This is a genomic window from Caballeronia jiangsuensis (genome assembly GCF_046030135.1).
Taxonomy (GTDB): domain Bacteria; phylum Pseudomonadota; class Gammaproteobacteria; order Burkholderiales; family Burkholderiaceae; genus Caballeronia; species Caballeronia jiangsuensis.
This window is the reverse complement of the sequence record NZ_JAQQDB010000024.1, coordinates 87,824-107,858: the sequence shown is the minus strand read 5'-3', so window position 1 is coordinate 107,858 and position 20,035 is coordinate 87,824. Positions and strand designations below refer to the sequence as shown.

At 64.3% G+C, this 20,035-nt stretch carries 22 protein-coding genes; 10 read left to right on the top strand and 12 right to left on the bottom strand.

Going from position 1 to position 20,035, the window contains the following annotated elements; all coding sequences use genetic code 11:
• Positions 1–99 precede the first annotated feature (99 nt).
• The 4 genes from PQR08_RS24190 to PQR08_RS24175 all read left to right on the top strand — a co-directional run bounded on the left by PQR08_RS24190 (position 100) and on the right by PQR08_RS24175 (position 3,265).
• Entirely contained in the window at positions 100–897 is a 798-nt protein-coding gene (locus tag PQR08_RS24190; RefSeq protein ID WP_250485709.1) for an enoyl-CoA hydratase/isomerase family protein, read from the top strand.
• Between the two features lie 15 nt (positions 898–912).
• Positions 913–1,581, top strand: a complete 669-nt coding sequence (locus PQR08_RS24185) for a glutathione S-transferase family protein (RefSeq protein WP_250485708.1) — start codon at positions 913–915, stop codon at positions 1,579–1,581.
• A gap of 124 nt (positions 1,582–1,705) precedes the next feature.
• On the top strand, positions 1,706–1,888 hold the full coding sequence (locus PQR08_RS24180) for a hypothetical protein (RefSeq protein WP_035507079.1): 183 nt from the start codon (positions 1,706–1,708) through the stop codon (positions 1,886–1,888).
• Positions 1,889–2,221: 333 nt separating this feature from the next.
• Positions 2,222–3,265 (top strand): PDDEXK nuclease domain-containing protein, encoded by a 1,044-nt coding sequence (locus PQR08_RS24175; protein ID WP_250485707.1) that lies wholly within the window; start codon positions 2,222–2,224, stop codon positions 3,263–3,265.
• Between the two features lie 187 nt (positions 3,266–3,452).
• Here PQR08_RS24175 and PQR08_RS24170 read toward each other — a convergent pair whose 3' ends face one another.
• From PQR08_RS24170 to PQR08_RS24160, 3 genes are all read right to left on the bottom strand, one after another.
• Positions 3,453–3,770: a c-type cytochrome gene (locus tag PQR08_RS24170; protein WP_250485706.1), complete on the bottom strand. Its 318-nt coding sequence runs from the start codon at positions 3,768–3,770 to the stop codon at positions 3,453–3,455.
• A complete protein-coding gene (locus PQR08_RS24165; protein ID WP_187603788.1) occupies positions 3,767–5,035 on the bottom strand; it encodes a PQQ-dependent sugar dehydrogenase in 1,269 nt (422 codons plus the stop codon). Before PQR08_RS24165 ends, PQR08_RS24170 begins: the two co-directional genes overlap by 4 nt.
• A gap of 249 nt (positions 5,036–5,284) precedes the next feature.
• Complete coding sequence (locus PQR08_RS24160; RefSeq protein ID WP_250485705.1) at positions 5,285–6,043, bottom strand: hypothetical protein; 759 nt, start codon at positions 6,041–6,043, stop codon at positions 5,285–5,287.
• Positions 6,044–6,224: 181 nt separating this feature from the next.
• On the opposite strand from PQR08_RS24160, the gene PQR08_RS24155 reads away from it, so the two are divergent.
• On the top strand, positions 6,225–6,701 hold the full coding sequence (locus PQR08_RS24155; protein ID WP_238294478.1) for an outer membrane lipoprotein: 477 nt from the start codon (positions 6,225–6,227) through the stop codon (positions 6,699–6,701).
• A gap of 124 nt (positions 6,702–6,825) precedes the next feature.
• Here PQR08_RS24155 and PQR08_RS24150 read toward each other — a convergent pair whose 3' ends face one another.
• On the bottom strand, positions 6,826–7,221 hold the full coding sequence (locus PQR08_RS24150; RefSeq protein ID WP_408162505.1) for a hypothetical protein: 396 nt from the start codon (positions 7,219–7,221) through the stop codon (positions 6,826–6,828).
• Between the two features lie 22 nt (positions 7,222–7,243).
• Complete coding sequence (locus tag PQR08_RS24145; protein WP_187603792.1) at positions 7,244–7,411, bottom strand: hypothetical protein; 168 nt, start codon at positions 7,409–7,411, stop codon at positions 7,244–7,246.
• Positions 7,412–7,593: 182 nt separating this feature from the next.
• Between PQR08_RS24145 and PQR08_RS24140 the strand changes: the two genes are divergently transcribed.
• Positions 7,594–8,715 carry a polysaccharide pyruvyl transferase family protein gene (locus PQR08_RS24140; protein ID WP_250485723.1) on the top strand — a complete coding sequence of 374 codons (1,122 nt, stop codon included), beginning with the start codon at positions 7,594–7,596 and terminating at the stop codon, positions 8,713–8,715.
• On the opposite strand, the gene PQR08_RS24135 is transcribed toward PQR08_RS24140, so the two are convergent.
• Positions 8,710–9,579: a LysR family transcriptional regulator gene (locus PQR08_RS24135; protein ID WP_250485722.1), complete on the bottom strand. Its 870-nt coding sequence runs from the start codon at positions 9,577–9,579 to the stop codon at positions 8,710–8,712. The genes PQR08_RS24140 and PQR08_RS24135 overlap by 6 nt on opposite strands.
• A gap of 105 nt (positions 9,580–9,684) precedes the next feature.
• Between PQR08_RS24135 and PQR08_RS24130 the strand changes: the two genes are divergently transcribed.
• Positions 9,685–11,229 carry an MFS transporter gene (locus PQR08_RS24130; RefSeq protein ID WP_250485703.1) on the top strand — a complete coding sequence of 515 codons (1,545 nt, stop codon included), beginning with the start codon at positions 9,685–9,687 and terminating at the stop codon, positions 11,227–11,229.
• 77 nt (positions 11,230–11,306) lie between these two features.
• Positions 11,307–12,008 carry an SDR family NAD(P)-dependent oxidoreductase gene (locus tag PQR08_RS24125; RefSeq protein WP_250485702.1) on the top strand — a complete coding sequence of 234 codons (702 nt, stop codon included), beginning with the start codon at positions 11,307–11,309 and terminating at the stop codon, positions 12,006–12,008.
• 3 nt (positions 12,009–12,011) lie between these two features.
• On the opposite strand, the gene PQR08_RS24120 is transcribed toward PQR08_RS24125, so the two are convergent.
• Positions 12,012–13,055, bottom strand: coding sequence for a sensor domain-containing diguanylate cyclase (locus PQR08_RS24120; RefSeq protein ID WP_250485701.1), 1,044 nt, complete (start codon positions 13,053–13,055; stop codon positions 12,012–12,014).
• A 306-nt stretch (positions 13,056–13,361) separates the two neighbouring features.
• On the opposite strand from PQR08_RS24120, the gene PQR08_RS24115 reads away from it, so the two are divergent.
• A complete protein-coding gene (locus PQR08_RS24115; RefSeq protein ID WP_250485700.1) occupies positions 13,362–13,667 on the top strand; it encodes a helix-turn-helix domain-containing protein in 306 nt (101 codons plus the stop codon).
• A gap of 2 nt (positions 13,668–13,669) precedes the next feature.
• Positions 13,670–14,956, top strand: coding sequence for a HipA domain-containing protein (locus PQR08_RS24110; protein ID WP_250485699.1), 1,287 nt, complete (start codon positions 13,670–13,672; stop codon positions 14,954–14,956).
• Here PQR08_RS24110 and PQR08_RS24105 read toward each other — a convergent pair.
• The 5 genes from PQR08_RS24105 to PQR08_RS24085 all read right to left on the bottom strand — a co-directional run bounded on the left by PQR08_RS24105 (position 14,949) and on the right by PQR08_RS24085 (position 20,010).
• Entirely contained in the window at positions 14,949–16,163 is a 1,215-nt protein-coding gene (locus PQR08_RS24105) for an SAM-dependent methyltransferase (RefSeq protein ID WP_250485698.1), read from the bottom strand. The two genes, PQR08_RS24110 and PQR08_RS24105, sit on opposite strands and share 8 nt — an antisense overlap.
• On the bottom strand, positions 16,160–16,918 hold the full coding sequence (locus tag PQR08_RS24100) for a DUF1365 domain-containing protein (RefSeq protein WP_250485697.1): 759 nt from the start codon (positions 16,916–16,918) through the stop codon (positions 16,160–16,162). Before PQR08_RS24100 ends, PQR08_RS24105 begins: the two co-directional genes overlap by 4 nt.
• Positions 16,915–18,216 (bottom strand): NAD(P)/FAD-dependent oxidoreductase, encoded by a 1,302-nt coding sequence (locus PQR08_RS24095; protein ID WP_250485696.1) that lies wholly within the window; start codon positions 18,214–18,216, stop codon positions 16,915–16,917. Before PQR08_RS24095 ends, PQR08_RS24100 begins: the two co-directional genes overlap by 4 nt.
• A 121-nt stretch (positions 18,217–18,337) precedes the next feature.
• The gene (locus PQR08_RS24090) at positions 18,338–18,943 is read right to left on the bottom strand and encodes a lipocalin family protein (RefSeq protein WP_250485695.1); all 606 of its coding nucleotides are present in this window, start codon (positions 18,941–18,943) and stop codon (positions 18,338–18,340) included.
• Positions 18,940–20,010 carry an SAM-dependent methyltransferase gene (locus PQR08_RS24085; RefSeq protein WP_408162513.1) on the bottom strand — a complete coding sequence of 357 codons (1,071 nt, stop codon included), beginning with the start codon at positions 20,008–20,010 and terminating at the stop codon, positions 18,940–18,942. The genes PQR08_RS24090 and PQR08_RS24085 overlap by 4 nt, the downstream gene beginning before the upstream one ends.
• Positions 20,011–20,035: the final 25 nt, after the last annotated feature.

Here is a 20,035-nt window from a genome sequence, read left to right as displayed (position 1 = left end):
GTTTTGCGCGTTTTTCGAAGACACTAAACGATCAACGCCGACAGGCTGCCTATATAAATTGAGTAACGCTCAAGTCGAGTACATCAGGGAGACGACACCGTGACCGACGCATCGAATCTGCAACGCCTGAAGCTCGGCATCGAAGGACACGTCGCACGCGTGACGCTCGATCGCCCCGACGTGCGCAACGCGTTCGACGACGCGACCATCGTCGAACTGACCGCTGCCTTCCGCGCGCTCGACGACGACGCCAACGTGCGCGTCATCGTGCTCGCCGCGAGCGGCCCGGCGTTCTGCGCGGGCGCCGATCTCAACTGGATGAAGCGCATGGCGGGCTATTCGGAAGCGGAGAACCGCGCCGATGCGCTCGGCCTCGCGACCATGCTCAACACAATCTACGCGTGCAGCAAGCCGGTGATCGCGCGCGTGCAGGGCGACGCCTATGCGGGCGGCATGGGCCTCGTCGCGGTGTGCGACATCGCGGTTGCGGCGGATACGGCGCACTTCTGTCTCTCCGAAGCGAAGCTCGGCCTGATGCCCGCGACGATCGCGCCCTACGTGATCCGCGCCATGGGCGCGCGCGCGGCGCATCGGTACTTCGTGACGGCGGAACGCTTCGATGCCGCCGAAGCGCTGCGGCTGGGCTTCGTTCATGAAGCCGTCGCCGCCGATCAACTCGATGCCTGCGTCGATGCGATCGCCGCGAGCATCGCCGCGAACAGCCCGAACGGCGTGCGCGAATGCAAGCGGCTCGTCGCGGATTTCGCGGGCAAGAATATCGACGAAGCATTGATCGGGGAGACCGCCGAACGCATCGCGCGGATTCGCGCATCGGACGAAGGTCGCGAAGGCGTGCGCAGTTTCCTCGAAAAGCGCAAGCCTTCCTGGCTCGGCTGAACGGAGCATATCGACGTGATTACGCTGCATCACTGCGTGAGCGCGCGCTCGTTCCGGCCGCTGTGGGCGCTGGAAGAGATCGGCGTGCCTTATGAACTGAAGATGTTGCCGTTTCCGCCGCGTGTGTTCGCTCGCGGTTTCAAGGACGTGAACCCGCTCGGCACGATTCCCGCGTTCGAGGACGGCGCGCTCTTCATGACGGAATCGTCGGCGATCTGCCAGTATCTGGCGGCGCGCTATTCGTCGGGCGCGCTCGATGTCGCGCCGCACGAGGCGGATTTCGGCCGCTATCTCAACTTCCTGCATTTCGGCGAAGCGACGCTCACCTTTCCGCAGACGCTCGTTCTGCGCTATGCGCATCTGGAGCCGCCGGAGCGCTTGCAGCCGCAGATCGTCGATGACTACGCGCGCTGGTTCCACGCACGCCTGCGCACGCTCGCGCCGCTTCTCGACGCGCAAGATTATCTGTGCGCGGGGCGCTTCACGGCGGCGGACATTTCCGTCGGCTATGCGCTGATGCTCGCGGAGTTTCTGGATCTGAGCGAAGGCTTCGCGCCATCGATTGCCGCGTACTGGCGCCGCCTGCGCGAACGCGAAGGCTTTCTCCGCGCGATACGCGCGCAGGAAGCCGCGGCGCTCGCGCAAGACGTTTCGACCACGCCCTCGCCGCGCTTGCGTCCGTAGTTACCCTCCTTCAAGTCCCCCCGTCCGGAGGGCTGTGCGAAGCATCGCGCGGCCGTACTCTTCACATCACGCGCTGACGTTCACGCGCGCCGATTCAGAGAGACTTTTCTTGACGAGGTTGGCGATGGCCTTTATTTCCTGGTTCCTGTCGGTGGTTGTTGCGCTGCTCGCGACGGCCACTATTGCGATGGCGCTGCCGCGCTCCGCCGCGGACGAACTGAACGCCACCGCGCCGCAGTCGATTTTCAGCATCGAGATGAATCGCATCGACGCGATCCTCGCGTCCTGCATGCCGAACGCCGACTAAGCCGGCGGGCGCGAACGGGGCGCGTCGCTGGGCGGTGGGTGTAAGCGTTGTCGAATCAATGCGTTGCAGCAAAACCCAAAACGATATCCACAGGCTTGTGCACGAAAACTGTGGACAACATAAAGCATCGAGGCCTAAGAGCCTGGGAAGGTAACCCCAAGCCTTGCGCGAGGGGCGCGTCGGGAGACCAACACAGACGCAGAAGTACGCGATCGCCAGAATCGCAACCGCGCCTCGCCGGGGAGAGGCGCGGTTGCGTGGGCGACATGTTCCGACAGGTCGAATCCGTCGATAATGACCGCTCCAGAACAACCGGCGTCGACCTAGAACTGCATGACCGCCAATCTTTCCACCGTCTGGGGCGACGATTACCGGCGCTGGCTCGCCGATCTGAAACTGCGCGTCGAGCGGGCGCGCCAGCGTGCCGCGGCCAGCGCGAACCGCGAACTCGTCACGTTGTATTGGCAGATCGGTCGGGACATCCTCGATCGCCAGCGACGACAAGGCTGGGGCGCCGGCGTCATCGACCAGCTCGCGCGTGACCTGAAATCCGCGTTTCCCGACATGCGCGGCTTCTCGGTGCGTAATCTCAAGTACATGCGCGCACTGGCGCAGGCGTGGCCGGACGAGGGATTCGTGCAGCAGCCTGCTGCACAATTGCCGTGGTTCCATCTCTGCACACTGCTGGACAAGCTGAAGAACCCTGACGACCGGAGCTGGTACGCGGCAAAGGCGCTCGAGCACGGCTGGTCGCGTCAGGTTCTCGTGATGCAGATCGAAACCCTCGCGCACGCGCGCAACGGCAGCGCCGTCACGAATTTTGGCGAGCGGCTGCCGCCGCCGCAATCCGATCTGGCGCGCGACGCGCTGAAAGATCCCTATATATTCGATTTCCTCGGATTGGCCGAGAACGCGCAGGAACGCGATATCGAACAGGCGCTCACGCGTCACATCACGCGGTTTCTGCTGGAACTAGGGGCGGGTTTTGCTTTTGTCGGCCGGCAATACCGGCTCGACGTGGGCGGCGACGAGTTCTTCATCGATTTGCTGTTCTACCACCTGAAGCTGCGCTGCTACGTGGTGGTCGAACTGAAAACGACGCCGTTCAAACCGGAATACGCGGGCCAGCTCAATTTCTACCTGTCCGCCGTCGATGCGCAACTAAAAGCGCCCGAAGATCAGCCGACGATCGGGCTTTTGCTGTGCAAGGAGAAGAACCGGCTCGTCGCCGAATATGCGCTGCGAGGGGTCGCCAATCCGATAGGCGTGGCCGAATATCAACTGCTTCGGGAAGTTCCGGCGTCGCTGGAGACCACTCTGCCGTCGATAGACCGGATCGAGGCCGAGTTGCGCGGCGAAATGCCGGACGAGCGCTAGCGTAGAGAGCGGGAAAAAAAGGCCAAAAAAAAGCCCGCTTCAGTTGAGCGGGCTTGAATCCACATCGGTTGAGACATGGAGGAGACAGGTGTAAGTATAAACCCTTAAGCCTCCGAGTCAACACCTAAAACAAAAAAAATCGCAATCGGGTTTGTACCGCAGCAAATTTGCAACACTTTGTCGCCGTTCACTGCTTGCCGAGGCTGTGGTAGTACGCCGCCAGGTTGGCGACATCTGCATCCGACAAGGTTTTCGCCATCATCGACATCATCTCGTTCTTGCGCTCGCCCGAGCGGAAATCGTTGAGCGCCTTCACGAGATACTCCTCCGTCTGCCCGGCGAGATTGGGCGCTTCCGGCAGTTTCGACATGCCGTCGATGCCGTGACACGCCGCGCATGCCGTCGCCTTCGCGCGCCCGGCTTTGACATCGCCGGCGGCGAACGCGGCGTGCGACATCGCCGCGAGCACGCCCGCCAGCATTGCCGCCGTCAACGCGATCCTCATTTGGCCCCCGTGTACGAGATGCGGTAGATCGCGCCTGCGTAGTCGTCGGAGACGAGGAGCGAACCGTCCTGCAACATCTGCACATCGACGGGGCGGCCCATGTATTCGCCCGTCGACGTGAGCCAGCCTTCCGCGAAGACTTCCGCTTCGCCGGCGGTGCCGTCGTCCTTGATCGGGATGAACATGAGGCGCGCGCCGATCGGCTTGGTGCGGTTCCAGGAGCCGTGCTCCGCATCGAAAACGCCGCCCTGATACTTCTGCGGGAACATCTTGCCGTTATAGAACGACATGCCAAGATCGGCGGCGTGCGCGGCGAACTCGACCTGCGGAAACACGACGCCCGCCGGCGGGTTCTGGTCCTTGTATTCCACCGTGCGCACCTTGCCGCCGCCGTACCACGGGAAGCCGAAATTCTCGCCGCCCTTGGTCGCGTGGTTCAGCTCGCCGGGCGGGATGTCGTCGCCCATGCCGTCGACCTGGTTATCGGTGAACCAGAGCGTCTTGTCCTTCGGATTGAAATCGAGGCCGACCGAATTGCGCACGCCATGCGCATACACTTCGCGGTTCTTGCCGTCCTGATCCAGACGAATAATGCCGGCGAGCCCGTTGCGATCGAGTTCCGCGAGCTTGTCCTTCGGCGGCACGTTCCACGGCTGGCCGAGCGCGACGTACAGCTTCTTGTCCGGCCCGATACGACAGTAGCGCGCGCCGTGATTGAAGCTTTCGAACTGAGTCGGAATCAGCTTGCCCTGCGGGACGACGACCGCCGCCGCGACATCCGGCCCGCCTTCGCCGAAGAACTGCGCGGCCGGAAAACCCAGCACGCGATTCTGCTCGACCACGTAGAGCACGCCGTCCGGCGAGAAGCACACGCCGTTGGGCACCTTGAACGTCACCGACGACGCGAACTGCACCACATCGCTCGCGACGCGCTGTTTGGTCCGATCGGTGACCTGCCACACGCGATTCTTGCGCGTGCCGACGAACACCACGCCCGTCGAAGGCTCGATCGCCATCGCGCGGGCTTCCGGCACCACCGCGTACAGCTCGATCTTGAAGCCCGGCGGCAGCTTGATCTGTTCGAGATTCTTGCGCAGCGCGTCGGCGGTCTGGCCGGCTTGCGGGACGGTTTCCGCCGGCGTGGCGTTGCCGGTCTGACGGAAGTTCGAAAGCGTGTTGACGTTGTCCTGCGCGGCGTTCGCATACGGCAGGCAGGCGAACATTGCACCGACGGCCAGCGGCAAAAGCTTCAGCGTTGCATTCATCTGGTTTGTCTCCTGTTGTTGTCGACCGGTTCGGGCGGCTCGGCGCCGTGGACCGGTTCCATGCAAAGCAAGACTCCTTGGGAAATTGCACTGAACGACACACGACTACGATCGCCGAAGCGCGCGGCCGGAAACGACCGGACGCGAACGCTGCGACGCTGCCTGCAGTGAAACAATCTTAGGATAGAAAACGCTTATGTAAGCATTGGATGACTAATTTTCGAGGCCGCGCAGCGATCCATGCGGCATCTATTTCCGGCCGTCGAAAAGAAACACGTCGGACCGATTCGGGCTCGGCAGCGCCACGATGAGGCGTGCGCTGTCGAGCACCGCGTTACCGGTCACGGTCGCATCGGGAAGCGGGCAGGGCGCGGGGCCGAATGTCACCGAGACGTCGTATGCGTTCGCGCCTTCGTGCGGCGCGGCCGTGCCCTTGAAGATGCAGCCGGATGTCGTCGTGCCGGCCAGATAGCCGTCGCCCGCGATCGTGATGCGTGTCTGCGTCGTGCCGCCGAGCGCCATGCCGCGCCCGCTATACAGTCCGCCGAGGTTGGCGCGGGTCGGCGCGATATCGAGTATCGTCGCGGCGCTGGCGGAGAACGCGAGCCCCGCGCTGCCGTCCTTGTTCGCGACGGTTCCATCGACGGCCGGCGCGTGCGCGAAGTCCGCGTTGAACACGGCCGGCGATGCGCTCCCCCGGCCGATGCGGTAGTCGAATGCGGAGTCGCTGGTGAAGCGCCCGTTGCCCGATTGCGCGCCGTTCTTCGCGACCGCGACGCCCGCGAGTCCCGTGCCGCCCGCGCCTCCGTAGAAGAGATACGCGGTGCCATCGAAGAGCATGAGCAGGGTGGCTTCGGCGGTGCTGCCTTTGAGCGTGCCTTTGTAGATGCCGCCGGAGGGCAGCGTGGTCGTCGTGGTGCCGGGCGGTGGTGGCGTGTTGGAGCCGTCGGTGGAACACGCAGCGAGAGCGACGGCGCAAACCACCAGGGGAATCGCGTTTCTTGTCATTCAGGACTCCGGTCGCGAGCGGTGAGAGTTCTGTATAAGCGCTTCAATCATGAAGGTCAAGCACGCCGCGCGTCATCATTCAGCGCTCATTCAGCCTCTTTACGATGCATTCCATGGCAACGCGACACACGCAGCGCGAGCCGAACCCAACAAAGACATCGTCCGATCTGAGGAGCAAAAAATGAACAAATCGACTATCGCGGTATGCGCGCTCGCCGTCGCCTGCACGGTGGGGATGAGCGGTTGTGCGTCAATGGGCAGTTCCGCCGACGTGTACAACAGCATGCAGACGCAGCACGAGGAAACCGTGCGCATGGCGACCGTCGAAAGCGTGCGCGGCGTGACGATCGAAAACAACGACGGCCAGTCGAGCCCGCTCGGCGCGCTCGGCGGCGGCCTGCTCGGTGCGGTCGCGGGCAGCGCGGTCGGGGGCGGACACGGCTCGTTGCTCGCGGGCGTGATCGGCGGACTGGCCGGCGCGGTGGCGGGCGATCAGGTGCAGGACCATCTCGAACGGCAGAAGGGACTCGAGATCACGGTGCGGCTCGACAACGGCGATCTGCGCGCGATCACCCAGGCCGCCGATGGCCAGATGTTCTATGCCGGCCAGCGCGTGCGGCTCCTGTCGAGCGGCGGCATCACGCGCGTGACGGCCTGACGCTGTACGCCACGACGAACCGGCTCCGGCCGGTTGCGTCCCACGAAGGCTCCCAGAAACGCGAGAAGAGGCCGCTCATCGAAGCGGCCTCTTGAATTTTCGTGCGTGTGTCTGCCGCGTGGCTTCAACGATAAATCGATGCCCGCGTGCCGCTCTTCGCGCGACCCCAGATCTGCTCGTCGGCGAGAGTCGTTTCGATCAGTTCGACGGGCGCTTCGCCGTCTCGAATCACCGCGACGCGAAAGCCGTCGATCGGTTCGTACGGGCCGAGCAGCACGAGCTTGCCTTCGATCGCTTTCGTCAGATCGCTGACCTTGAACGCGGCATGCGGCACGGTGCGCATCAACTCGGGCAGCGTGCTGCCTTCTTCGAAACGGTGATATTGCACGCGCATGAGTTCGCAATCGGCGTCGCTCGTATGCATGCGGAACTGCGCGCTGTAGCGCTCGCCTTCGCGCGGCTCGCGCGTCGGGATGCCCATGTGATGGAACTCATACGTGACGCCGTTTCGGATGAACATCGGGTGCTCCAGCGGTTCGGATTCAATACGCGCCGGCCATCGGCAAAAGCAGATAGGGCAGGAGATCTTCGTAGCGCATCGGCTCGGAAGCGGCGATTGCGTCGTCGCGCGTTGCTTCGGACGATGCATCGCGCTCGCCGTCCCCCGCGATCAGCGATGCGGCCACGATGGGCGTCGGTTCGATCTTCATCTCTCCCTCCTGTCATGCAGCGTGTGAGAGGAAGTTTGATCGGGGAGAATTAGACGATCGTGAGGGCGCGTTTTCGGCGTCTTTCCCGCTGCCCGAAAGGAGGCCATCTGGCAAACGCTTGCCCCGTGTCGAAGCCGCGCATCGTCATCTTCGGCGCATTCGATCGCCACAACTTCGGCGACATGCTGTTCGCGCACGTCGTCGCGCATCTGCTTGCGGAGCGTCGTCCGGATGTCGAACCGATATTCGCCGGGTGCGGGCGGCGCGACTTGCGCGCGCACGGCGGGCACGACGTCACCGCGCTTTCGCAACTGGCAAAGCGCTGCCGCGACGAACCCTTCGCGCTGATTCACGCGGGCGGCGAACTGCTGACGTGCGACGCATGGGAAGCGGCCGTGATGCTACAGACGCGCGAAGCAGCGCAAACCTGCATCGCCCGATACGGCTCGCGCGCGGCAGATCGCGACGCGTGGGCGCGCGCCGAACTCGGAACGGATGCGCGCGCGCCCTATGTCATCGGCCGGGAGACGTTCGGGCAGGCCGCGTCGATCTGCTTCAACGCGATCGGCGGCGCGACGCTCGACGCCCGCGAAGCCGCGTTGCGCGAGGAAGTGCTGACCAAACTTCGATCGTCCGACCAGATCAGCGTGAGGGACGCGCAAACGCAAGCCGCGTTGAAGCGCGCGGGCATCGATGCGCAACTCGTCCCGGACCCGGCATCAATGGTCGCCGAGCTTTTCGATGCGCGCATCCGGACACATTCGGACGCACGCCGCGGCTATCTGGCGGTTCAGTTCAGCGCGGATTTCGGCGATGACGCGACGCTCGCGCAGATCGCGCATCAACTGGATGTGCTCGGCAAAACGACGGGGCTCGGCATCGTGCTGTTTCGTGCGGGCGCGGCGCCGTGGCACGACGACATCGCGGTCTACGCACGCCTGGCCGCAGGCATGCGCCACGCGGACGTGACGATCTTCGAGTCGCTGAACGTCTGGGACATCTGCGCGCTGATCGCGAACAGCGATGGTTTCGCGGGCAGCAGCCTGCACGGCCGGATCGTCGCGACGACGTACGGCTTGCCGCGCGTGAATTTCCAGCACGCGGATGCCGCGAAGCAGCGCGCGTATGTGTCGACGTGGGAGATCGCGGATGCGCCGGGCGTCGTGCCGGTGACGGACCTGCATGCGGCGATGCGCGAGGCACTGTCGATGGATCGCGCAACGCTTCGTGACAAGGCATCGTCGCTGGCGAACGCGTATCGCGCGGGATTCGAACCGATCGCGCAGCGTGCGCTTCGGTCATGAAGCCGCGAAATCCAGATACGCCCTGACGGCCGCCGCGCGCTCGAAGCGCCGGTACACCATCGCCACTTCCGACGGCACCGCTTTCCCCGCGATCTCCCGATACTCCACGCCCGGCACCGTCACGCACTGCGCGAGCGAGCGCGGCACGACGGCGACATCACCGCCCAGCGACACATGCGCGAGCACGTCCGCGAGCGTGCCCGGCTGCGCGACGACCCGCGCCGTAAAGCGCCCGCGCCGCGCCACTTCGAGCGTGCCGGATTCCTGCTCGGGCACGACGAACGACTGATCGCACAGTTGCGCCGGCGTGATGACGCGCGACGCCGCCAGCGGCGAATCGGCCGGCAACGCGACGATGAACGCATCGCGATGCACGGTGCGCGCCTCGACGCCTTCCGGGTACGGCACCGGCGGCCGCACATAGGCGATATCGATGCGCCCTTCCATCAACAGCGCGCCGGCCTCGCGCATCACGATTTCCTCGATGCCGATCTCGACGAGCGGATAACGCGCCCGAAAACCGCGCACGGTAGCCTGCAGCACGCCCGAATAGACCGCCGACCCGACATAGCCGATGACGATCTTCCCCAGCTCGCCGCGCTCCGCCAGCGCCGCGCGTTCGGCGCCGCGCGCGAGATGATCGAGCGCGCTGACGGCCTCCCCGAGATAAGCCTCGCCTGCCGCCGTCAGCGCGACCGATCGCTTCGTCCGATGAAAAAGCCGCACGCCGAGCAGCCGTTCGGCTTCCTGAATCTGCTTGGTGAGCGCGGGCGGCGCGATGCCGAGCTCCTCCGCCGCGCGCGCGAAATGCAGATGCCGGGCGACGCTGAGAAAACAGCGCACATGACGCAACTCGACAGGCATGTCCGTATTCACGAATTCGATAATTATTCGACGATTCTATGCCAATGACAGGAAAGACGGACGCCACTAGCATCGGAAGACTCTTTCGCTTTCATCGCGCATGCCATGTCGAACACATCCGGGAACCGCTTCGTCCTGCTCACCGCGTCCGCGACGTGTGCGCTGATCACGCTCGACACGAACGTCGTCGCGGTGGCGCTGCCGTCCATCGCACGCGATTTTCACGCCGGTTTCGCCGATGTCGAATGGGTCGTCAGCGCGTACATGGTCGCGTTCGCCGCGTGCCTGCTGCCCGCGGGCGCGCTCGCTGACCGCATCGGCCGCAAGAAAATGCTGATCGCGGGCCTCGCCGTGTTCTCTCTGGCGTCGCTCGGTTGCGGCCTCGCGCCATCCGCGCTGGCGCTGAACCTCGCGCGCGCGGCGAAGGGCCTCGGCGCAGCGATGCTGCTGACGTCCGCGCTCGCGATCATCGCGAACACGTTTCACGAAGGCGCGGCGCGCGCCCGCGCGTGGGCGGTGTGGGGCACGTGCATGGGCGTATCGACGACCATCGCGCCGCTCGTCGGCGGCGTCATCACGCAATGGGCGGGCTGGCGCTGGATCTTCCTGATGAATCTGCCGATCTGCGCGGTGCTCGCGACATGCGCCTGGCGCGGCATGCGCGAATCGCGCAATCCACATGCGGGATCGCTCGATCTCGCCGGCAGCGCGCTCTTTGCCGCCGCGCTCGCGCTCGGCATCTGGGCGCTGATCGACGCGCAGGCCGACGGCTGGACGGACTGGCGCACTGTGGCGCGCCTCGCCGCGTGCGTGGTGCTCTTCATCTTTTTCGTGCGGGTGCAGCGTTCGCGCGCACACGCGATGATCGACCTCGCGCTGTTCCGGCAGCCGCGCTTCGTCGCCGCCGTGCTCGCGATGTTCGGCTACGCGGCGTGCGCGCAAGTGATGATGACCTTCCTGCCGCTCTACTTGCAGAACGCGTTCGGCCTGCCGGCGGTGCGCGCGGGTCTCGGCATGCTGCCCTTCGCGATCGCGATGGTCGTCGGTCCGCATATCGGCGCGTCGCTGAGCAGGCGTGTCCCGCCGATGATGCTTCTGACGCTCGGCCTCGCGACCATCGGCGCGGGCAATCTGCTGACGGCGCTCTTCGCGGGCATGTCGAGCTACGGGATGATCGCGGTCGGCATGATCGTCACGGGACTCGGCGCGGGCGTGCTCAACGGCGATACGCAGAAGGCGATCATGGCCTGCGTGCCGCCGAACCGCACCGGCATGGCTTCAGGCATCAGCACGACGACGCGCTTCACCGCGATCGTAACTTCAGTGGGCGTGCTGGGCGCCGTGCTCGCGACGCGCACGCACGCCGCGCTCGATATCCACGCGTCGAGCCTCGCCGATCCGCAACGCGTCCTCGATGCCACGTTCCTCTCGCGCCTGCTCGCCGGCGATCTCGCGCATGCGGGCGGAAGCCTCGCCGGGCCGCAGGGCGTGGCGATCATGCGGATCGCGCGGGAGAGTTTCGCGAGCGGCTTCGCGGCATCGCTCGGCGTGGCGGGCGTATGCGCGCTGACGATCGCGGCGGCGGTCTGGCTGCTCGCGGGCCGCGCGACTGTCGAAGGCGGCGCGACGGGATCGGCGCTGGCCGAATGACGCGAGCTGAACGGCTCGCCGCACGCCACGTTCCGTCCTATCCTTCTTCTGGCGCCATTGAACGGAGTGATCACGCAATGAACAGCCTGGAAGGAAAAATCGTCGCCATCACGGGCGGCTTTGGCAGCCTGGGGCTCGCGACGGCGCGTGTACTCGCCGAACGCGGTGCGCGCGTAGCGTTGATCGGCCACGGAGGACCATCGGATGCATTGCCCGCGCCGCTCGCCGATGCGTGCGTCGTCACCGGCATCGATCTGACGGATGCGAAGTCGGCGCCGAAGGCCATCGACGCCATCGTTCAGCAGACGGGCGGCCTGCACGCGCTCGTGAACGTGGCGGGCGCGTTCAGCTGGGAAACGATCGCGGACGGCAGCGCCGACACCTGGCAATCCATGTTCGACGTCAACGTGAAGACCGCGCTCAACGCATCGAAGGCGGCGCTCGCGCAATTGAGCGCGAAAGAGGGCGGGCGCATCGTCAATATCGGCGCGCTCGCGGCGATGAAAGCGGGCATGGGCATGGGCGCGTATGCGGCATCGAAGGCGGCGCTGCTGCGCCTGACCGAAGCGCTCGCGGAGGAGCTTAAGGACAAGGGCGTCACGGTGAACGCGGTGTTGCCGTCGATCATCGATACCGCGCCGAATCGCCGCGACATGCCCGACGCCGATTTCTCCCGCTGGGTGAAGCCGGAGGAACTCGGCGCGGTGATCGCGTTCCTGCTTTCGCCCGATGCGCAATGCATAACGGGCGCGGCGATTCCGGTGACGGGACGCGTCTGACGCTCAGCGGGTCTGCGCCTTGAACGTTTCACCCCGCATGCCCGCGCGATCCACGGCCGCGATGCGATTGCGGCCGTTGTCCTTCGCCTGATACAACTGCGCGTCGGTGAGATTGATGAATGCCGTGACGTCCATGCGTTCACCGGGCACGACGGTGCCCACGCCAAAGCTCGCCGTCACTTGCTGATCGTGCGGCGAGCGCACGTGCGGGATCGCTTTTTCGGCGATCAACGCGCGGCAACGCTCCGCGATGCGCATCGCGGCTTCGGCGTCGGTATCGGCGAGGATCAACGCGAATTCCTCGCCGCCGAAACGACCGAGGAAGTGTTGCGGACCGGCCGCTTCGCCGAGCACGCCGGCGATGCGCTTAAGGCATTCGTCGCCCTGAACGTGGCCGTAATAGTCGTTGTACGACTTGAAGAAGTCGATATCGATCATGACGAGCGACAGCGGCGTGCCCGATTCCTTCGCGGCATCCCATTCGCGCGCCATCACGTCGTCGAAACGGCGGCGGTTGCCGACGCCCGTCAGGCTGTCGCTGAACGACAGGCGCTCCAGTTCCTGCTGCAATTGCGCGAGCTTTTCCTCGGTGCGCTTGCGTTCGCTGATGTCGAACATGAAGCCGATCAGCGCTTCGACCTCGCCTTTCTCGTTGCGCTCGACGTGCACGACGTCGCGCAGCCACACGTAGCCGCCGTCGCGGGTGAGCGCGCGGTAATCGGCCTCGTGATCCGTGCCGGCTTTGGATTGCGAGACGCAGAAGGTGACGACGGCTTCGCGATCGTCCGGATGCATGCGCTCGGCCCAGTCGTGGACCGTTTTCCACGATGACGGGGCCCAGCCGAGCAGCGACTCGATCTGCGGCCCGATGTAAGCGAATTCCATCGTCGCCCAGTCGATCTTCCAGGGAATCGCTTTGGTCGATTCCAGCAGCGTGCGATAGACGGCGTGATCGTCCTCGCCGAGTGCGCGGTCGGGTGGCGCGAGGGTGTCTTCGTGGCGCAGGAATGCGGCCTTGAGCGGGGGGGCGGAGGGGGCGCGAGTCATTGTGGGGGGCGGGAGGCTGGGGTGGCGGTTGGGTGTGTTATCGGCAGGGGCGGGGGATTCTGAAGGGTGACGATGCGGGCGCGGGGTTTTGGACTTTTCGAATGTCGAGAGGAGGAGGATGCGGCATGGTTACCGAGCGGGAACGATGGATTCGTAGCACGCGCCTCGCGAGTTGCCACGTTTCCGAACGGATACGAAATTCGATTTTTGTGCGTGGAATCATATCCTCGTTCCCGAGCGGATACCAAATGGGCTTGCATGACTTACGTCGTGGCATAATATTCCCGAGCGGGAACGGAGAATGAGATGACCGACCATCGAGACCAGATAACCGACGTTGTTGCATTGGGTGCGCTCGTGCGCGCCGTGCGCATCGCGCAAGGCTTCAAGCGGGATGAGCTGGCAACAGCAACTGGCCTGTCGCCCAAATTCATCACTCACGTGGAGTCAGGAAAATCAACGGCTCAGGTCGGGAAGGTGTTGCAGTTGCTCAACGAACTCGGCATGCGTTTCTATGTGGAGACGCCGGGCACGACTTTTACGAAGGAAAGCCTCAACGCCGCAATGAAGCGGCGCCGGTCGCGCCGAACCACTCCACCTGAGGCGGCTTAGTCATGGCGTCCCGAACTTTGATTGCATACGCCAACGGGCGACGCGTCGGTACGCTGATTGATGAGAACGGTATTTGGAGCTTCGGCTACGATCCCGACTGGGTCGCAGCAAAGGATGCCTTTCCCTTGTCGCCGGCTTTTCCGCTAAACAGCGTCCGCGTCGTCGATGGCTCGTCAGAGCGTCCCGTGCAGTGGTTCTTCGACAACCTGCTTCCAGAAGAAGCCATGCGTGACGCGCTTGCGAAGGAAGCGTCCATGGACGCCAGCGACGCATGGGGATTGCTCGCCTATTACGGACGTGAAACCGCGGGCGCGCTTTCGCTGATGGCTGAGGGCGAAATCGAGCCCAAAGGTGACCGGGTTCCGCTGCCGCTGAACGAGCTCGAAAAGCGCATTCAGGCAATGCCGACACTGGCGCTGAGTGCGACTTCGCCGAAGCGCATGTCGGCCGCGGGCGCTCAACAGAAGCTGCTCGTCATCCTGACGGGGAAGCACCCCAAACACGAGTTGTTCGAGCCCGTGGGCGCCGAGCCGTCCATGCATTTGCTCAAGCCGGATATGCGTACGACCGGCTATCCTCATTCGGCAATCAACGAGTTCTTCTGCGCGCGGCTGGCGCGCCAGTTGGGCTTGAACGTGCCCCATACGCATTTCCTGCGCGCGCCTTCGGCCTGTTACGTCATCGACCGATTTGACCGTGACACCGCGAGCACGCCAGCGTCACGAGTTCACATGCTAGATGCGACGCAGCTGCTCAACAAGGACAAGGCATTCAAGTACAACAACGCCAACGCCAAGGCCCTTGCCGAGTGCGTGGCCCTGCTCAGCACGAAGGCGCTTGCCCGACTCGCACTTTTCCGGTGGACTGTGTTCAACATCCTCATCGGTAATGCGGATGCCCATCTGAAGAACGTTTCTTTCTTCTCCCGTGCGAGCGGCTTCGCTCTTGCGCCTTTCTATGACCTTGTGAGCACGGTGGTCTACAACACGCCTTCTTACAATGAACACAGCGAGCCTTGGCCCCACGTGGAGCTTTCCATGCCCATTGGCAACGCGAGGCGGTTCGATGAAGTGTCGCGCGCGAACGTGCTTGCGTTCGCTGAAGAACTCGGAATCCGTGCGTCGGGCGCAAAAAAGGACCTCGAGAAGACGCTGGCCGAACTGCCCGGCGCCATTGAGAGAGCGCGTGAAGAGGTCAACATTATTGCTGAACCCAGTGCTGGCGAGATTCGGCTCCTAGATGGCATCACACATATGCCGCTGAACGAAATGAGTCGAGCCCTCAGTTGATCTCCCGCCCCACCACGAAGTGCACAACCCCCGTCCGCCCTTCCTCAAACGCCGCTTCACAATAAGCCAGATACAGCCCCCAGGTCCGCAAAAACCTCTCATCGAGCCCCAGTGCACGAACCGCATCGACACGCGCTTCAAAAGCACCACGCCAACATCGCAACGTCCGCGCATAATCCGCCCCAAACGACAGCGCCACACAAGCCCCCATCCCCGCCCGCCGCGCCGCACGCACGAACCGCTCCGGACTCGGCAGCATTCCCCCAGGAAAGATCGTCTCCCGAATGAAATCACTCGACGCGCGATACGCCGAAAATCGCGCATCGTCGATCGTGATCGATTGCACGAGCGCCTTCGCTCCCGGCGCCAGACATCGGCGCAGCGTGCGGAAATACGTCGGCCAGAACCGCTCTCCAACCGCCTCGAACATTTCGATCGACACCACCGCATCGTACTGACCGCGAAGATCGCGATAGTCGCGCAACTCGATATCGACGAGCCCGTCCAGTCCTTCACGCGCGATACGCTCGACAGCGAACGCATGCTGTTCCGACGAGATCGTGACCCCGTGAACGCGAATCCCGAGACGCGCCGCATGCCGCGCAAAACCGCCCCAGCCGCAGCCGATCTCCAGCACGCGCATGCCCGCCGTCAGCCCGAGCGTATCGACGATGCGCTGATACTTCCGATGCTGCGCGGCTTCGAGCGAAAGATCGGCGTCGCCGTCGAACCAGGCGCTCGAATACGTCCACGTCGGATCGAGCCACAGTGCATAGAACGCATTGCCGATGTCGTAGTGCGCGTGAATGTTGCGTCGGCTGCCCGCGCGCGTGTTCATCCGCAACCGATGCCGCACGTTGTGCCAGCACTGCGCGAAAAAACCGCCCGCGACGGTGCGCCCGATCGCCGGCTCGTTGCGGATCGCGAGCCGCAGCAGGGCGCAAGGATCGGGCGTATCGATCCATCCATCGCGATACGCCTCCGCAAAACCGATGTCTCCCGCGCGCAGGATCGCGCGGCAGGCGCGCCAGTCGTGTATGGAAAGGTGCGCGGCGGGCTGCATGAGCGGATCGCCGAACACGCCGCGGCCGCCGTCCGGCGTCACGAGCACCAGATGTCCGATGCGGATGCGACGCAGAAGGCCGAGAAAGATCCGTGCCGACAGCGGCATGGACGATGATGCGTAGAAGGACCGCAACAGGTTCATGGTCGGGATTTGGCGGGATTCGGTGGATGCTTGCCGTGAAAGGGCACGCGCTTCATCCATAGCCGCAGCGCCTGCCAGTGAATGCGAACGATGACGCTCGCGGCGAAAAGCGGCGCGCGCAGCATCGCGCGCCACACGAGCGCGCCGGTGAGCGGCCGCGCGGCGAGACCGATCGCGGTGCGAATCAGTAGGCCGTCACCATCGCGATAATCGATCGAGACGGAAAGACGATCGCCACGACGGCGCACGCGAAACGCGTAATCGCCCGCGACCTCGCAAAAGGGCGAAACGTGCAGCGTCTTGCGGCAGACGAGCACGGTGTCATCGGCGATCGGTGCGTGATCCTTCGCGCTCAGCAGGTAGCCGCGATGCTCGCCGAACGTGTTGCGCACGTCGGCATAAAGCGCGCGCAATGCGCCCGCGCGGTCGTGACAGAACCAGAAGCTCACCGGATTGAACGCGTAGCCGAACACGCGCGGAATCGTCAGCAAATGGATTTCGCCATCGGCTGGAATGCGTGCTTGCGCCAGGCACGAGCGCATCCAGAGATCGAGATCGCAATCGTCGCGCGGACCGTAATCGCGCCTGAAAAGAGCAAGCGGCCGAATGCGGTCGATGCCGAACCACGCGCGTCGAAGCGCATCGAGTTGCGCGACGTCGCAATAGACGTAGCTCATCGGATATTCGAAGCGATGCCGCGTCGGGCGCAGCCGTTCGTGCATCACGCGGCCCGTCAGCCATTGCGCCGTTTTCATGGTTTCGCCCATGCCGGCTGCACGCCGAAATCGCGCGCGACGCGCAATGCCGACTTCAGTCCGTCCTCGTGAAAGCCGTAGCCGGTCCATGCGCCCGCGTACCACGTGCGGCGCGCGCCCTGAACGCGCGGCAGACGCGTCTGAGCGTCGATGGCGGCAAGATCGAAGAGCGGATGTTCGTATTCGTAACGGCCGATCTCCGTGCCGGGCGCGGGTTCATCGACGGGATTGAGCGTCAGAACCACGGGCGTCCTGAATGGCAAGGGCTGGAGCTGGTTGAGCAGATAGCTCACGCAGACCGGCTCGACCGCTTCCCGCACAAGCCCTGCGCGCGCGCCGATATAGTTCCACGCCGACCACACCCGGCGACTGCGCGGCAGCAACGCGCGATCCGTATGCAGCACCGCGCGATTGCCCTGATAGCGCACGGCGCCGAGCAAGGCGCGTTCTTCGGCGGATGCGTCGTCGAGCAGGCGAAGGCTCGTCGGTGCATGCGTGGCGAAGACGACGGCATCGAAGCGCTCAGGACCGGCATCGTCGGTCATCACGGTGACGCCGTCGTCGTCGCGGCGAACGCCTCGCACGGGCGTATGCGTGCGCACGTCGTCGAGCGTCGCCGCGATGCGCCGCACATACTCGCGCGCCCCGCCCGCGACCGTCTTCCACGGCGGCCGATGGTTCACCTGCAAGAGCGCGTGATTCAGGCAGAAGCGCAGAAACGTCGCCGCGGGAAAGCGCAGGATATCGTGCGCCGCGCTCGACCAGATCGCCGCGGCCATCGGCAAAAGATAGTGACGTTGAAACGGCGCGCCGTAACCGCCTTCGACGAGCAGTTCGCCGACCGAGCAGCGATTCACGCTTACGCGCTCCAGATGCGCGTGCGCCGATGCATTGAAGCGCAGGATATCGCGCAGCATGCCGAGAAACGACGGCGAAAACAGATTGCGCCGCTGCGCGAACACCGTGTTGAGATTCGTGCCCGCCCATTCGAAACGTCCGCCGTCGAGCGAAACGGAGAACGTCATCTCGCTCTGATGCGCGAGCACGCCGAGTTCGTCGAAGAGCGCGATGAGATTCGGGTACGTGCGGTCATTGAACACGAGAAAGCCCGTATCGACGGGATGCTGCATGCCATCGAGCGCGACATCGACGGTATGCGTGTGTCCGCCGAGATAATCGGCTGCTTCGAAGAGCGTCACGCGATGCGCGCGCGAGAGCAGATACGCGCTCGCGAGACCGGCGATCCCCGCGCCGATCACCGCGATACGCTGCTGTCTTCCTTCTGTCGATGCATTCATGCCGGGCGGTCTCCTCGCGCCAAAAGGTCTCCTCGCGCCACATGGACATGGCTGTTTTCAAGAGATACGAGAAGGACGCGCGCGCGGATGCATGCGCGTGTCGTGACATCGTGACGTCGCGTCACTCGCGCTGACCGGGGCTCTGAAATCCGGGCTGTCCGATTTGTTCGGGCGATTGCGGCACGCGACGGAAACGTGCGATGTCGTAGCCCATCGCGTCGAGGCGCGCGAGCAGCGAGCGATAAACGTCGTCGCTCATCGATGGCTCGCGCGAGAAGATCCAGCCGAGTTTCTTGTTCGGATAGCCGAGGATCGTGTAGCGATAATCCGGATCGACGTAGAGCGTGAGTTGCGTCACGTGGACCGGCCAGAACGGTTGCACGCTCCATTCGCCGCCATCGCTGCCGGGCTTCACGGTGTCGACGAAATGATGTGTCGTCTCCGCTTGTTCGAAACCGTTCTTGCGGCCGTGAAAGACGTCGTCGATTTTGCCGTCGGGGCGCAGCGACCATTCGACGTGCGTGCCGACGAAGTCGCGTTCTGCGAAGTACGGAATGTTCGCGATGACATACCAGCGCCCCATGTAACGCGGCACATCGACGGCCACGGTCTGAAGCGGCTCGCCCGCGCGCGGATTCGGATTCGGCGGGCTCGAACAACTCGCCAGCGCCGCGACGACGCCCGCCGCCACGAGCGCAACGACCAGCACGCGATGTACATTTTTCATGTCGTCACCTTCATCGGACGCTTCTCGAACAGAAAATGCGCGACGCCCCATTCGCCGCCGCGCGCGTAGCCGAAGAGTTCGGCGACCGCCATGTAGAACATGCGCCAGCGCTGGAACCAGATCGCGGCCGCATCGCCGTAGACGTCGCGGAGCATCGGCATGACGGTATCGCGTGCGGCATCAAGTGCTGCGAGCCATTGATTCGCGGTACGCGCATAGTGCGTGCCGTTCATCCACCACTGACGCGTCGCACGCAGATCGTCCTGGAAATGCAGCAGCAAGGAGGCCGAAGGCATCGTGCCGCCGGTGAAGAAATAGCGCGACATCCAGTCGCCGCCATCGCGCGACGTGAAGTGATACGCAAGCTTCTTGTGCGCGAAGTGGTGGACAAAAAGTCGTCCGTCATCGGCGAGCCAGCGCGCGATCTTCGCGAGCAGCAGGCCGTAGTGCTTCATGTGCTCGAACATCTCGATCGAGACGATGCGATCGAACGGCGCTTCCGCACGCGCGAACTCGAAATCGACGATATCGCCCGTCACGACGCGCACATTGCCGAGCCCGCGCTGTCGCGCCCGCGCTTCGATGAACGCGCGCTGCCCGTGCGAATTCGACAGCGCGACGATCTGCGCGCGCGGATAACGCTGCGCCGCCCACAGCGCAAACGAACCCCAGCCGCAGCCGAGATCCAGAATGCGCTGGCCATCGGCGAGTTGCGCGCGCTCCGCATAGCGTTCGAGCATCGCGAGTTCGGCCTGCGCCAATGACTCGTCGCCGAGCGGATAAAAGCCGCACGAATACTTGAGACGCGGTCCGAGATGCGCCTCGAAGAATGCGTCCGGCAATTCATAGTGCTGCGCGTTGGCGGCTTGCGTGTCGATCGCGATCGGGCTCGCGCGCAGTTCGGCGAGCAGGCGTTCAAATGCCTTCATGCGCAGTGCGTTGTCGTTCGCGTGTTCGTCGGTGAGACGCTGGCGGATCAGCATGCGCATGCCGGCGCGCACGAGCGCATCGGGCACGAAGCCGCGCTCGCACGCGCGAATGATCCGGCTTTCGTCGTGCGCGGGCATGTCTGCCGGCGTTGCGGGCGTCTCG